At 59.7% G+C, this 12,721-nt stretch carries 14 protein-coding genes; 7 read left to right on the forward strand and 7 right to left on the reverse strand.

Translation table 11 applies throughout. The annotated features are described in order from the left end of the window. The first annotated feature begins 13 nt into the window (after positions 1–13). The 7 genes from ACXAG8_RS08000 to ACXAG8_RS08030 all read left to right on the forward strand — a co-directional run bounded on the left by ACXAG8_RS08000 (position 14) and on the right by ACXAG8_RS08030 (position 6,772). The gene (locus ACXAG8_RS08000; protein WP_475223306.1) at positions 14–1,228 is read left to right on the forward strand and encodes an ABC transporter substrate-binding protein; all 1,215 of its coding nucleotides are present in this window, start codon (positions 14–16) and stop codon (positions 1,226–1,228) included. Positions 1,229–1,297: 69 nt separating this feature from the next. Continuing rightward, on the forward strand, positions 1,298–2,215 hold the full coding sequence (locus ACXAG8_RS08005; protein WP_475223307.1) for a carbohydrate ABC transporter permease: 918 nt from the start codon (positions 1,298–1,300) through the stop codon (positions 2,213–2,215). Continuing rightward, on the forward strand, positions 2,215–3,048 hold the full coding sequence (locus ACXAG8_RS08010; protein WP_475223308.1) for a carbohydrate ABC transporter permease: 834 nt from the start codon (positions 2,215–2,217) through the stop codon (positions 3,046–3,048). Before ACXAG8_RS08005 ends, ACXAG8_RS08010 begins: the two co-directional genes overlap by 1 nt. Before the next feature lie 16 nt (positions 3,049–3,064). Continuing rightward, complete coding sequence (locus tag ACXAG8_RS08015; protein WP_475223309.1) at positions 3,065–3,952, forward strand: sugar phosphate isomerase/epimerase family protein; 888 nt, start codon at positions 3,065–3,067, stop codon at positions 3,950–3,952. Continuing rightward, on the forward strand, positions 3,949–4,944 hold the full coding sequence (locus ACXAG8_RS08020; protein WP_475223310.1) for a Gfo/Idh/MocA family protein: 996 nt from the start codon (positions 3,949–3,951) through the stop codon (positions 4,942–4,944). The genes ACXAG8_RS08015 and ACXAG8_RS08020 overlap by 4 nt, the downstream gene beginning before the upstream one ends. A 14-nt stretch (positions 4,945–4,958) precedes the next feature. Continuing rightward, positions 4,959–6,071 carry a mannitol dehydrogenase family protein gene (locus ACXAG8_RS08025; protein ID WP_475223311.1) on the forward strand — a complete coding sequence of 371 codons (1,113 nt, stop codon included), beginning with the start codon at positions 4,959–4,961 and terminating at the stop codon, positions 6,069–6,071. Positions 6,072–6,160: 89 nt separating this feature from the next. Beyond that, entirely contained in the window at positions 6,161–6,772 is a 612-nt protein-coding gene (locus tag ACXAG8_RS08030) for an NAD(P)H-dependent oxidoreductase (protein ID WP_475223312.1), read from the forward strand. A gap of 153 nt (positions 6,773–6,925) precedes the next feature. Here ACXAG8_RS08030 and ACXAG8_RS08035 read toward each other — a convergent pair whose 3' ends face one another. The 7 genes from ACXAG8_RS08035 to pobA are packed head-to-tail and all read right to left on the reverse strand — an operon-like array spanning position 6,926 to position 12,657. After that, positions 6,926–7,996 carry a 3-carboxy-cis,cis-muconate cycloisomerase gene (locus ACXAG8_RS08035; RefSeq protein WP_475223313.1) on the reverse strand — a complete coding sequence of 357 codons (1,071 nt, stop codon included), beginning with the start codon at positions 7,994–7,996 and terminating at the stop codon, positions 6,926–6,928. Positions 7,997–8,028: 32 nt separating this feature from the next. Continuing rightward, positions 8,029–8,868 (reverse strand): 3-oxoadipate:acetyl-CoA acetyltransferase, encoded by an 840-nt coding sequence (locus ACXAG8_RS08040; protein WP_475223314.1) that lies wholly within the window; start codon positions 8,866–8,868, stop codon positions 8,029–8,031. A 57-nt stretch (positions 8,869–8,925) separates the two neighbouring features. After that, positions 8,926–9,546 (reverse strand): protocatechuate 3,4-dioxygenase subunit alpha, encoded by a 621-nt coding sequence (gene pcaG, locus ACXAG8_RS08045; protein WP_475223315.1) that lies wholly within the window; start codon positions 9,544–9,546, stop codon positions 8,926–8,928. A gap of 3 nt (positions 9,547–9,549) precedes the next feature. Continuing rightward, a complete protein-coding gene (gene pcaH, locus ACXAG8_RS08050) occupies positions 9,550–10,278 on the reverse strand; it encodes a protocatechuate 3,4-dioxygenase subunit beta (RefSeq protein WP_475223316.1) in 729 nt (242 codons plus the stop codon). Positions 10,279–10,328: 50 nt separating this feature from the next. Then, positions 10,329–10,706, reverse strand: coding sequence for a 4-carboxymuconolactone decarboxylase (gene pcaC / locus ACXAG8_RS08055; RefSeq protein ID WP_475223317.1), 378 nt, complete (start codon positions 10,704–10,706; stop codon positions 10,329–10,331). Further along, positions 10,706–11,488 carry a 3-oxoadipate enol-lactonase gene (pcaD, locus tag ACXAG8_RS08060; RefSeq protein ID WP_475223318.1) on the reverse strand — a complete coding sequence of 261 codons (783 nt, stop codon included), beginning with the start codon at positions 11,486–11,488 and terminating at the stop codon, positions 10,706–10,708. The genes pcaC and pcaD overlap by 1 nt, the downstream gene beginning before the upstream one ends. Continuing rightward, positions 11,488–12,657: a 4-hydroxybenzoate 3-monooxygenase gene (gene pobA, locus ACXAG8_RS08065; RefSeq protein WP_475223319.1), complete on the reverse strand. Its 1,170-nt coding sequence runs from the start codon at positions 12,655–12,657 to the stop codon at positions 11,488–11,490. Before pobA ends, pcaD begins: the two co-directional genes overlap by 1 nt. Positions 12,658–12,721 lie beyond the last annotated feature (64 nt).

Below are 12,721 nucleotides of genomic sequence, written 5' to 3' on the forward strand. Positions count from 1 at the left end.
GGAGGAGGAAAAAATGAAACCATTCAACATAGTAGGGGTCGCGTCGGCGCTCGCTTTGATGACCAGCGCAGCATATGCGGATTCCACGGTACGGTTCTGGTACCATTTCGACAATGCGGACAACCCGATGGACGCTTTGGTTGCCGAGTTCGAGGCCGAAAACCCCGGTATCAAGGTGGATGCGGAAAACGTTCCATGGAACAGCTATTACGACCAGCTCTATACCTCGATCGTTGGCGGCAACGCGCCGGACGCGGCCATGGTCAAACTGTTCGCGCAACCGCGTTTGATCGAACTGGGGGCCTTGCACCCGATCGATGACGACATTGCCAATTGGGACGGTGCCGCCAATATCGAAGATGGGCTGATCGACCTGGTCAAAGGCGGGGACGGTTCGCAATACTATCTTCCGGTGCAATATGTTGCGCTGTACCTATATTACCGCGCCGACATGCTGGCAGAGCTTGGCCTTGAGGTTCCCACGACATGCGACGAATTCCGGGATGTTGCCAAAGCGCTGACGCGTGACACTGATGGCGACGGACAGACCGACGTGTACGGGTTTGGCTTTCGCGGTGCAAAAGGCGGGCACGACCACTGGGGAACCTTTGTTCTGGGCGCACAGGATGTCAGCCTGACGGATGGCATCACCTCTGAGGCGGGTGTCGCCGGCACCCAGTTTGTCGCTGACCTGTTCCAGAAAGATCAGGTTTTCCCGCCGTCTGCGCCAAATGACGGGTTCCAGGAGATCATCGGGGCGTTCAAGGCTGGCCGTACGGCCATGACCATCCACCATATCGGATCGGCAAACGGTATGGTCGAGGCGCTTGGCGACAAGGTTTCCGCGGCTCCGGTGCCCGCCTGCGGTGGCGGGTCCTGGACAGCCTTTGGTGACGAAAGCACAGCCGTCCTGTCCAATGCGGAAGATCCAGAAGCGGCCTTCAAATGGATCTCGTTTCTGTCGTCCGAGGGGCATAACACGACGTTCAACCAGGCAACGGGCCAGCTTCCTGTTGTAAAGGCGGACGCGTCGAACTGGACCATGCACCCGGAACGGTTTGTTGCAGCAACACAAGCCAGCGTCCCGGCGGCCCAGCTTTTGCCTTCAAGCTCGGCGACCTCTGACTTTGTCAACACGGTCTGGCCGACGAACATGCAGCGCGTTCTGATCGGCGAAATATCGGCCGAAGAAATGAACGCAAACATCGACGCATTGTTCTCTGAATAGTGCCTTCAAAGGGCTGAATGCTTGCTTCCAACATTCAGCCCTACACTTATTTACTGAAGTTGGCCGCCCATGACGACTGCAATTCAAGACCCCGATATTTCGGCGCGCCGTTCCGCCCTTGGGCGTCGAATACTGCCCTATGCAATGCTGTCACCGGCCGTTTTGGTGACCCTGGCCATTGTCTTTTTCCCGATGGTCCAGACGGCCTGGATGAGCTTGCACGAATACGTGCTTTTTCGTCCGAATGATTTCAACTGGGTGGGCCTCGACAACTTTCGCGCGGCCCTGGCCGATGAGGTGTTTTGGATCTCGCTCAAACACACGGCGATTTGGATGTGCACCACGATCCCGGCGCAGCTTTTGCTTGGATTGATCACCGCCCTTTTGTTGAACCAGGATTTTTGGTGGCGCCCGCTTGCGCGCGCCCTGATCATCATTCCGTGGGCCTTGCCGTCCGTCGTGATCGCGCTGATGTGGACGTGGATTTACGACAGCAACTATGGTGTCGCCAATGAATTCCTGCTGCGCCTTGGCGTCATACAGCAGGCGGTGCCCTGGCTTGCAAATCCGGATACCGCGCTGGCATCCATTATCCTGACGCTGACCTGGCAGGGCTTTCCGTTCTTTGCGGTCATGATCCTGGCTGGTTTGCAATCTATCCCCGCCAGCTATTACGAGGCGGCATCCATCGACGGCGCAAGCGCGTGGCGTCAGTTCTGGCATATCACGCTGCCGGGAATTGCAGGCGTGATGATGACGGCTGTCCTGCTTCGAATGATCTGGGTGGCCAACAGTTTTGACGTCATCTTCGTGATGACCGGCGGCGGACCCGGCTATTCGACCCATACGCTTCCGCTTTATGCCTTCATCAAGGCGCGGACAAATCTCGATTTCGGCTATGGCTCGTCCATTGCCGTCCTGTTCACGATCATGCTGATGGTCGTGGTTGTCTTTTACCTCCGTCGTACCGGAAAGGCGGTGGACTAATGGCCATTCGAAAAACACCCAAGCTCAAGCGGTTTCTGACCATCGAAGTTCCGATGCTGGCGATCCTCGTGTTTACCTTGGGGCCCTACCTTTGGATGTTCATCACTTCGGTAAGCCCCGAGGAAACGCTTTTTACCTCCGGGCCTTCGCTGCTGAATGCGACATTCGAAAACTATGCGAGACTGTTCGATACTGTCGGGTTCTCCGACAACCTGATGGACAGTTTGATTGTGGCGGTTGGCACGGTGATCGTCGGCCTCTCGCTCAGTGTGACTGCAGCATATTCGTTTTCGAGGTTCAATTTCAAAGGCAAGCGGGTATTGATGCTGCAGTTCCTGCTGATCAACATGTTTCCGCTGGTCCTGTTGATCCTGCCGCTTTTCGTTCTGATGCGGATGTTGGGTCTTTTGGACACGCATGTTGCGCTGATCATTGCGAATTCGACCGTCGCGATCCCGTTCTCGATCTGGATGATGGTCAGCTACATAAACGGCATTCCGCGCTCGCTTGATGAGGCGGCAATGACAGATGGGTGCACACGTCTGCAGGCGCTTCGCCGCGTTGTTCTTCCACTTTGCATGCCGGGCATCATCGCGACGGGGATCTATATCTTTATCACCTCGTGGAACGAATATCTTTACGCCCTGACGCTTGGCGGGCGTGACGTCCGGACCATCACGGTCGCCGTACAGACACTTATCGGCGAGTACGAGGTTCAATGGGGTTTGCTGACCGCTGGCGGCATCGTTGGCGCCATGCCGGCGACCGTATTGTTTCTGATCGTCCAAAAGCGGTTGATCTCGGGTCTGACCCAGGGCGCGGTCAAGGGCTGAATTAAAGGAACTGGAAATGAAAAATCCAATCGGCATCATTTCGATGCAATTCATCCGGCCATTTACCGGCGCCGATCTCCACTATTTTCAGGCCGCCGCAGACCTGGGCTTTGACTTTGTCGAATTGCTGGTGCCCGAACCAGAGGACGATCTTGAAATCAGCGCGGTGAAACAGGCCGCCGATGATGCGGGGATCTCTTTGGTTCTGGCGGCGCGGGTCAACCAACAGCGCTCGGTCGCATCGGACAACAGGTCCGACCAGATCGGTGGCATGGACTATCTGAAGCTGTGCATCGACGTGGCGGCCCAACTTGGCTGTGGCGTCGTTGGTGGGCCGCTTTACGGCGAGCCGATGGTTTTTGCCGGGCGCCCGCCCGTTCCACGCAGCGACGCAGACATTGCGCAACGCGCCGACCGCACGATTTCGGCCTTCAGCACCATCGCGCCTTTGGCGCAATCCGCGGGTGTGGTCCTGGCAGTGGAAGCCCTTAACCGATTTGAAACAGACATTCTGTCCACGACGCGCCAGGCCTGCGAGGTTGTCGATGCGGTCGACAATCCGGCCTTCAAGCTGATGCTGGATACGTTCCACATGAATATGGAAGAACGTTCAATTCCGGATGCAATCCGGATGGCCGGGGATCGGATCGCGCATTTCCAGGCCAACGAAAACCATCGGGGCCATCCTGGAACCGGCCACATAGACTGGACCGCCGTGATGAGGGCATTGGCGCAGGTCGACTATTCCGGTCCGATTTCGCTTGAACCGTTCCGGCGCGCGGATGACCGGATTGCATTGCCAATCGCCCATTGGCGTGCGCCCCGCGAAAACGAAGACGACAAACTGCGCGCAGGTTTGGGCGTAATCCGAAACGCGCTGGCGCTTGCAGAGGTGGATCAATGATCAATATTGGGTGGATAGGCTGCGGAACACATGCACGGCAGATGTTGTTGCCGCAATTGGGGCGCAACGGATTTCGCATTGCGGCACTTTGTGACCGCGACGGCGCGGCCCTGGGCCAAACCGCCGCAGAATATGGTGTCACGTCCCTGACGGACGATTTTCAGGATCTGATCAAAACCCCGGGTCTTGATGCGATTGGAATGGCGGTTGGCCCCGAATTGCACCGGGTGGCGACCTTGGCCGCGCTTGAGGCCGGATTGCCGGTCTTTATGGAAAAGCCACCGGCCGCGGACGCGGCAGGCGCGCGCGAGATCGCAAAAGCGTCCCGAAAAGCCGGCAAACCCGTTCTGGTTGGCTTCATGAAGCGCTATTCCACGGGCAACAAGATCGCGATGAACGTGCTGAAGCAAGGCGAATTTGGGCAAGTCTTGGGTGTAACCGGCGCGTATATGACCGCGCCGACCTATTTCAGGGGCGAGCCGGACTATACCGGGTTCTACCTTCATCACTGTGTCCATTACATGGACCTTATCCCCTGGTTTCTGGCCGAAGACTTTGGCGACATGCAGGTGCGCAGCATATCCCCGCAACCGGGAAAGCTGCTTTTGCATCTGAATTTCACCACCGAAATGGGCAAAATCGGCAATATCGTCATGGGTACCGTCCAGTCCCGCGGCACGCCGATGGAAGAAATTCGGATCATGGGGGATCATGCGCGCCTGCATGTGGACAACATAATCAACGTATCGCTGTATCGTGATCCGCCATTCAAGGCTCAGGATCCGCACGCTTTGCTGTCGCCCGATTGCGACACGCTAAGCTGGACGCCCAACTTTACGGCAGCAGCCAATGAAGACCACAAGGGCTATGACGCTTTGCTGGCGGATGTTGCCGCCGTGCTGCGCGGAGAATCCAGAAATGTTCCGGACATCGAAGACGGGGTTCGCGCAATGGAACGGCTAGAGCGCATGATCAAGTTGATAGATGTTTGAAAGGCGGCTGTCCCGTGAAGCCAAGGTTTGAGACCCCGGTTGTCCAATTCGGAACCTCGCGGTTCCTGCAGGCGCATGCGGATTTGTTTTTCTCGGAAGGGCACCCGGTCCGGGCCGTTACAGTTGTCCAAAGCTCTGGCGATCCGGCCCGCGCGCGCCGTCTTGCCGCCCTTGCGTCGGATGACGGGTTCCCGGTGCGCATTCGCGGGGTGTTTGGTGGCAGGCAGATCGACGAAGAGCGCCGCGTAACCAGTGTAAAACGTACCCTGTCAACGGAACATGACTGGCCGGAACTGGTCCGGGTTGTTTCGCACGAAGCAAAGATGATCATCTCAAACACCGGTGATCGTGGTTTTGAACCAAGGCCAGCCGACCGGCACAGGGCGCCGTCCCAGGATCAAAGCTATCCGGCCAAACTGTATCATCTGCTTGCGGCGCGCCATTCTGCGGGGCGGCCTCCTTTGACGATCTTTCCGATGGAGCTTGTCGCGGAAAACGGCACCGTCTTGCGCGCACGGGTCATGGCAATCGCCCATGAGCAGGGTGCAAGCGATGCGCTGACGGATTGGCTGGCAAGGTGTATCTGGGCAAACAGCCTGGTGGACCGGATCGTATCAAAGCCCATCGAACCCGCAGGCGCGGTTGCCGAACCCTATGCTTTGTGGGCCATCCAAGCGCAAGACGGCCTTGCCGCGCCCGTCCGTCACCCGTTGGTAAAGATCGTCGACGACCTGGAGGCGATCGAGAGATTGAAGCTCCATATCCTGAACCTGGGGCACACGGCCCTGGTCGCGTTTTGGATGGCCGGGGACAACAGGCCCATGGCAACTGTTCGCGACCTTATGGCAGGCCCGATCGGGCAACAGCTTAGGGTCCTGATGCAGGACGAAGTCATCCCCGGTTTTGCCCTGCGCGGCAAAGAGGGTTCTGCCCAGAGCTATTTGGCCGATACGTTGGAGAGGTTTGAAAACCCCTTTCTGGACCATCTCATCCGTGACATCGCGGAAAATCACGCGGTGAAGGTTCAGCGTAGAATAGCCGCCTTCCTTGATTGGGTGCGCGAAATTGACCCGGATTTCGCCGCGCCCGAACTTGACGGGATCGTTCTGCGGCAAATGTCAAATTAGGTAACAAAAAAGTATGCTGGTTGAATTTCGTTTCCGAGTGAGCAGATAGGAGCCCGATGGCGATCCGCTGCAAACCCAAGGACGAAACCATGAGCAAGATTTTGATTTTGAATGGCCACCAGCCCTATCCCTTTTCCAAGGGCGAGTTGAACGCGGCGTTGGTCGAACGCGCCTCTGGCTTTTTGATGGCCGCCGGTCACGACGTGCGCGTGACCAAGGTCGCCGACGGCTATGATGTCGAACAAGAAGTTGCCAACCACCAATGGGCCGACACCGTTATCATGCAGTTCCCGGTAAACTGGATGGGTGTGCCGTGGCCGTTCAAGAAGTACATGGACGACGTTTATACCGCCGGTATGGATGGCCGCCTGACCGCTGGCGATGGCCGCGTCGCCGAGGCGCCAAAGAAAAACTATGGCACCGGTGGCGCTTTGCACGGCACCACCTACATGCTGTCCGTTACGCTGAACGCGCCTGCCGAAGCTTTCGATGACCCGGCCGAGCCGTTGTTTGAGGGCGCGTCGCTGGACGATCTGCTGCGCCCGGTTCACCTGAATGCCAAGTTCTTTGGCATGTCGCCGCTGCCGACCTATGGCGCGTTTGACGTGATGAAGAACCCGGATGTGGATGCGGATTTTGCACGGTTTGACAAGCATCTGGCCCGTGTCTTCGGCTCCAACGCCATCTCGGAAGTCGCCTGACCGGCGCTTGGGGACCGCAATCCGGCGTCGATAGGATGATCTGCCCCTGGGCGCAGTCGCAATTCCGGGACGAATACGCGGCGCGCTTTGCGTCGGACGTAAAAAAAGCGCCAGCCAAAGGCCGTATTCCTGCCCCACCGGGGCCGGGTCGGCTTAACCTTGCGGGTCTTTCGCGCCGAGTGACTGGATCTGACCCAGCAATGCGGCGGTGGCGGTCAGGGCGCGTCCGGTGGTCAGGGCTGATTGGGGCAGGATCATCCACTCCAGCGCCCAAGCCGCGCCCGAGCGTTCCTGTTCATGCACAAGCGCATGATGCATTCCCGGCAGCAAAGTCGCGTTGTAACGGGCCAGGGTGACCAGCAATTCGGCCAGAACGGGGTTCTGTTTATGCGGCATGGCCGACGAGCCGCCGCCGCCGCTCAGGCGGATTTCGTCGATGCCCTGCTGCGCCATCAGGGCGATGTCCTGCCCGATCTTGCCCAAGGACCCGGTGACAAGCGACAGCCAGCCCGCGAATTCGGCCATGGCGCTGCGGTCGGTGTGCCAGCAGGGGGATGCGGTTTTCAGGCCAAGCTCTTGCGCCATCAGGGCGGCGATTTCTTCGCCATGCCCGCCCATGGCGTGCCGGGTTCCCACGGCGCCGCCCAATTGCAGGCGCAATAACCCGTCCGTCAGCCGGTCCAACCGGTCAAGGTGATCCGCAAGGGGGCGCGTCCAGCTATCCATCCGGTCGGCGACAGTGATCGGCAGGGCGGCCTGCATCCGGGTGCGGCCCATCAGGAAATGGCCGCCTTGCGCCGCCTTTAATTCGGTGAGCGACGAGATCAGCGATTGCAGCCGCCCCGAAAACAAGGCGCAGACCGGTTTCAGGGCCAGAATGGTCGCCGTGTCGGTAACGTCCTGCGAGGTCATTCCGCTGTGCAGGGCCGGGTGGCACTGTTCTGGCAAAGCGGCGCGCAGGCAGCGCACCAGCGCGGGGACGACAACGCCGTCGCTGGCCATGCCTTGCCTGAGAGCCTCGGCATCGACCGTGACTGCCGCGATCTGATCCGCGGTTTGCGCGGCGATGTCGGGGTCGACCACACCGGTATCACCCAGGGCCCTGGCATAGGCGGCCTCGACAGCCAGCATATGGGCCAGCATCCGCTCTGGCGACAGCAGCTCTTGGGTCTGCGGGTCGCCGAACAGGCCGCCGAGCCAGGGATGGGTAAACACATCGGTCATGCGGTTCTCGTATCTTGTGCGCGTGGCAATGATCACATGGCGGGCGCGGACTTCAACCCCAGTATGTCGCGCGCCTGCTGCCATGTGGCCACGGGGCGTTCGTATTTCTCGCACAGCTCGGCGGTGCGGCGGACCAATGCCGCGTTGGACGGGGCCAGCGTGTCGCGGTCAATGCGCACGTTGTCTTCAAGCCCGGTGCGGGTGTGCCCCCCTGCCGCAATCGCCCATTCGTTGATGACGATCTGGTTCGCGCCAATGCCTGCGGCGCACCATTCGGCCTCGGGCGCGCGGTCCTCCATCACCTTTCGGTAAAAGTCGAAAACCTCGCGGTCGACGGGCATGGCGTTTTTCACGCCCATGACGAACTGCACATAGAGCTTGCCAAAAAGCTTGCCGTCGCGATGCAGGCGAATGGCCTGCAGTATATGGCTGAGGTCAAAGGCTTCGACCTCTGGCGTGACGCCGTTCTCGCGCATGGTGGCCGCCAGCCAGTCGACCAGATCGGGCGGGTTTTCGTAAACGCGCGACGGAAAATTGTTCGACCCTACGGACAACGAGGCCATGTCGGGGGCCAGCGGCAGCATGCCGCCGCGTTCCTGCCCGGCGCCGGACCGGCCGCCGGTCGAAAACTGGATGATCATGCCCGGACAGTGCTTTTCCAGCCCTTCCTTGAGGCGGGCAAAGCGGTCCGGGTCGGAACTGGGCGTTTGATCGTCGTTGCGCACATGGGCATGCACGATGCTTGCGCCCGCCTCGAACGCGGCCTGCGTGCTTTCGATTTGTTCGTCTACGGTGGTCGGCACCGCGGGATTGTTTTCCTTGCGGGCCACGGAACCGGTGATGGCGCAGCAGATGATGCAGGGTTTGGTCATGTTTTGGGTCCGGGATTGGGCCCTGCCGGTCCGGGCCGGACCGGCAGGGCGTTTGGGTCAGATGTCAAAGAAGACGGTTTCGTCCTGTCCTTGCAACCTGATTTCAAAGCGATAGACAACTTGGCCATCGCGTTCGCTGCGCTTGGCCAGCAGCGTGGCGCGTCTGCGCTCCCATTCGATGATGTTCAGAACGGGGTCTTCGGCATTTGCCTGCGCCTCGTCATCGAAATAAAGCCGTGTGTTCAGGCCGATATTGATGCCGCGCGCCACGATCCACAGGTTGATATGCGGCGCTTGCAGGCCGATATTGCGCCCCTGCGTGCGGCCCGGTTTTACCGTGTCAAAACCCCATTCGCCGGTTTCGAAATCGGTGATGACGCGGCCCCAGCCGCGAAAGCCGTCCTCGACATCGCCGCCGCCCTCGGGATGGGCGTAATTGCCTTGGGAATTGGCTTGCCAGGCTTCCAGCATCACGTCCTTGATGGGCGACCCGGTGCCGTCGATCACAATCCCTTCGACCCGAATGCGTTCGCCCTTGGCGTTGGGGCCGGCGATGTCCCAGCCCAGTTCCTGGTCATAGATGTCGAACCCGGCCGCGCCCGGCGCAAGGCCGATATGGACATAAGGTCCGGCTGTCTGGGACGGGGTTTCTTTCAGGTAATTCAGTGGCTGAACCATGGATCAATTCCCCTCCAGACGGTTTTCGAACAGGGTCGAACGGCGACCCCGCAGGATGATGTCGAACTTGTAGGCGATCGAGTCGAGCGGAACCGAGGAATTCAAGTCCAGGGCCGCCACCAATTGCCCCTGCGCCGCCTTGTCGGGGATGGTTTTGACAATCGGGCACTTGTCAATCAGCGGGTCACCTTCGAAATAGCACTGCGTAATCAGGCGCTGTGCAAAGGCGGTGCCGAAGATCGACATGTGAATATGCGCCGGGCGCCAGTCGTTCACCCAGTTCCGCCAGGGATAGGCACCGGGTTTGACCGTGCGAAAGAAGTAATACCCGTTCTCGTCCGTCAGTGTCCGCCCGCAGCCGCCAAAATTCGGGTCGATCGGGGCAAGGTAGGTGTCCTTCTTGTGGCGATAGCGCCCACCGGCATTGGCCTGCCACGCCTCGACAAGGGTGTTGGGGACGGGTCTGCCGTTTTCATCCAGCACCCGGCCATGCACGATGATCCGCTCACCTATCGCCGCCTCACCGGGCTGGGCGTAGTTGTGGATCATGTCATTGTCCAGCGCGTCGATGTCATTGTGGCCAAAGACGGGGCCGGTGATTTCGCTGACAGAGTTCTGCAGAGAGATCAGCGAATATTGCGGCGAGCGCGCGACGCTGGTCTTGTAATCCTTGGCAAAAGCGGGCGGGTGCCAGGTTCGGTCTCTTTGGTAGAATTCGCCGGGTTTGGTCATTGGGCGGTTCTCCTTCAATGTGGTTGGGATCGGTTGCGCGTTTCCCAGAATTATTCGTTTTCCATTTCGGCATAGGCCTGTTTGGCCAGTTTCAGCGCATGGTTGGCACGCGGCACACCGGCATAAATGGCCACATGCTGAAACGCCTCGAGCACGTCGCGTTTGCTGGCCCCGGTGCGCGCGGTGGCGCGGATATGCATCGGAATCTCTTCAAAATTCCCCAAGGCGGCCAGCAGAGCAAGCGTCAGCATCGACCGTTCCCGGTCGCTGATCCCGTCCGAGGCCCAGACAGTGCCCCATGCGCCTTCGGTGATCAGCGCCTGGAACGGGGCATCCAGATCGGTCGTGTTGCTGTCGGCGCGGTTGACATGATCATCGCCCAGAATGGTGCGCCGCACATGGGTGCCGGTCTGAAATCGGTCGCTCATCAACATGTCTCCTTCAGGAACTCGGCCAGCAGGCCTGCGTATTCATCGGGTTTTTCCACACAAGGAAGATGCCCCGCACCTGAGATCACCGTAAAGCGGGAGCCAGGGATCAGGTTGGTGGTGTCTTCGACCAGCGCGGGCGGGCTGGCGCCGTCGGCGCTGCCGGCGATGCCAAGGGTTGGCAATTGCAATTTGGCGGTCGAGGGGCGCAGATCGGTGCCTGCGATGGCCTGGCAGCAACCGACATATCCTTGGACCGGGGTGCGCGTCAGCATCGTTCGCCACAAGGCGGCCTCGTCCGTGTTTCGGAAATCGGGGCCGAACCAGCGGTCGAGGATCGCGTCGGCCACGCTTTCGATCCCGTCGGCGCGGATAGCGGAAACCCGGTTTTGCCACATCGCTGCATCGCCCATTTTCGCCGCTGTGTTCGACAGAACCAGCGCCCGGATCAGATCAGGGCGGCGCGCGGCCAGCGCCTGGCCAATCATGCCGCCGATCGACAGGCCAACGAAAACGCAGTCACGGACGCCGATCTGGTCCAGCAGCGCCTCGGTATCCGCGACCAGATCGTCCATCGCATAGGGCGCATCGGGACAGGACGACAGCCCATGGCCGCGCTTGTCAAACCGGATCAGGCGCAACCCTTTGGGCAGCAGGGGCACAATCTTGTCCCACAGGCGCAGGTCGGTGCCCAGCGAGTTGGCAAATACCACCGCGGGACCATCGGCCGATCCATCCTCGTGCCAATGCAGCTGAACGGTATCCAGATCGGCCATCCGCATCAGTAGGGCAGCCCGACATAGTTTTGGGCAAAGACCGATTGCGCCTCGCGGTTTTCGCGCAGGAAATCGACATCGGCCTGTTGGATTTTCAGATCGAACGCGTTTTGATCAGGGAACCGGTGCAACAGATTTGTGGTGGCCCAGCTGAACCGCTCGGCCTTCCAGATCCGGGTCAGGGCCTTTTCTGAATACCGGTCGATCCCTTCGCTGTCGCCTTCGGCATAATATTGCAGCAACCCGTTATACAGGTAGTGGATATCGCTTGCCGCCGTATTCAATCCCTTGGCACCGGTGGGCGGCACGATATGGGCTGCGTCGCCACACAGAAACAGCCGCCCCCAGCGCATCGGTTCGGTCACGAATGACCGCAGGGGTGCGATGGATTTCTCGATCGAGGGTCCCGTGACCAGCCGGTCGGCATATTCCTCGGGGATACGGCGCTTGAGCTCTGTCCAAAAGGCGGCATCGGTCCAGTCCTCGGGCGTGTCGGACAGCGAACATTGGATGTAATACCGGCTGAGGTTTTCATTGCGCATCGAACACAGCGCAAAACCGCGATCCGACCCGGAATAGATCAGCTCGTGGTGTACGGGCGGGGTCTGGGACAGAATCCCCAGCCACCCGAATGGGTAAAGCTTTTCGTATTCGCGGCGCACTGTCAGCGGGATGGTCTGGCGGCTTACTCCGTGAAACCCGTCGCATCCGGCGACGAAATCGCAGTCGATTCGGTGCTCGGTTCCGTCCACGGTATAGGTGACATGGGGCGCGTCGCTGTCGGCATCGTGGATTGTCACGCCTTCCGTATTGAAGACGATCTTGCCACCCGCCGCTTCGCGCGCCTCATACAGGTCGCGGGTTACTTCGGTCTGGCCATAGACCACGACGTGGCTGCCGGTCAGGTCCTTGAAGTCGACGCCAAACAGGGTGTCGCCATACGAAATCACGGTGCCGTCGTGAATGATGCATTCGGCATCCATCCGGTTGGCCACACCGGCCTCGCGCATCAGGTCGACGAACCCGGTTTCCAGTATCCCGGCCCGGATGCGCCCCAGGACATAGTCCTTGGTCTTGCGTTCCAGAACGATGGAATCAATGCCCTTGCGATCAAGAAGCTGGCTGAGCAGAAGGCCCGATGGGCCACCGCCGATGATGGCGACTTGGGTGCGCATTGATGTCTCCTCCTGAACTCCTCAATTGCATATTGCTTGCACGAAAAAGGAAAGTAAAATGAGT

The organism is Ruegeria sp. ABD4_443, from assembly GCF_056160865.1.

Bases quoted from the DNA above. Each gene is read 5' to 3' on its own strand.
- ACXAG8_RS08000 (WP_475223306.1), top strand. From the start codon at position 14: ATGAAACCATTCAACATAGTAGGGGTCGCGTCGGCGCTCGCTTTGATG.
- ACXAG8_RS08005 (WP_475223307.1), top strand. From the start codon at position 1,298: ATGACGACTGCAATTCAAGACCCCGATATTTCGGCGCGCCGTTCCGCC.
- ACXAG8_RS08010 (WP_475223308.1), top strand. From the start codon at position 2,215: ATGGCCATTCGAAAAACACCCAAGCTCAAGCGGTTTCTGACCATCGAA.
- ACXAG8_RS08015 (WP_475223309.1), top strand. From the start codon at position 3,065: ATGAAAAATCCAATCGGCATCATTTCGATGCAATTCATCCGGCCATTT.
- ACXAG8_RS08020 (WP_475223310.1), top strand. From the start codon at position 3,949: ATGATCAATATTGGGTGGATAGGCTGCGGAACACATGCACGGCAGATG.
- ACXAG8_RS08030 (WP_475223312.1), top strand. From the start codon at position 6,161: ATGAGCAAGATTTTGATTTTGAATGGCCACCAGCCCTATCCCTTTTCC.
- ACXAG8_RS08035 (WP_475223313.1), bottom strand. From the start codon at position 7,996: ATGACCGATGTGTTTACCCATCCCTGGCTCGGCGGCCTGTTCGGCGAC.
- ACXAG8_RS08040 (WP_475223314.1), bottom strand. From the start codon at position 8,868: ATGACCAAACCCTGCATCATCTGCTGCGCCATCACCGGTTCCGTGGCC.
- pcaG (WP_475223315.1), bottom strand. From the start codon at position 9,546: ATGGTTCAGCCACTGAATTACCTGAAAGAAACCCCGTCCCAGACAGCC.
- pcaH (WP_475223316.1), bottom strand. From the start codon at position 10,278: ATGACCAAACCCGGCGAATTCTACCAAAGAGACCGAACCTGGCACCCG.
- pcaC (WP_475223317.1), bottom strand. From the start codon at position 10,706: ATGAGCGACCGATTTCAGACCGGCACCCATGTGCGGCGCACCATTCTG.
- pcaD (WP_475223318.1), bottom strand. From the start codon at position 11,488: ATGCGGATGGCCGATCTGGATACCGTTCAGCTGCATTGGCACGAGGAT.
- pobA (WP_475223319.1), bottom strand. From the start codon at position 12,657: ATGCGCACCCAAGTCGCCATCATCGGCGGTGGCCCATCGGGCCTTCTG.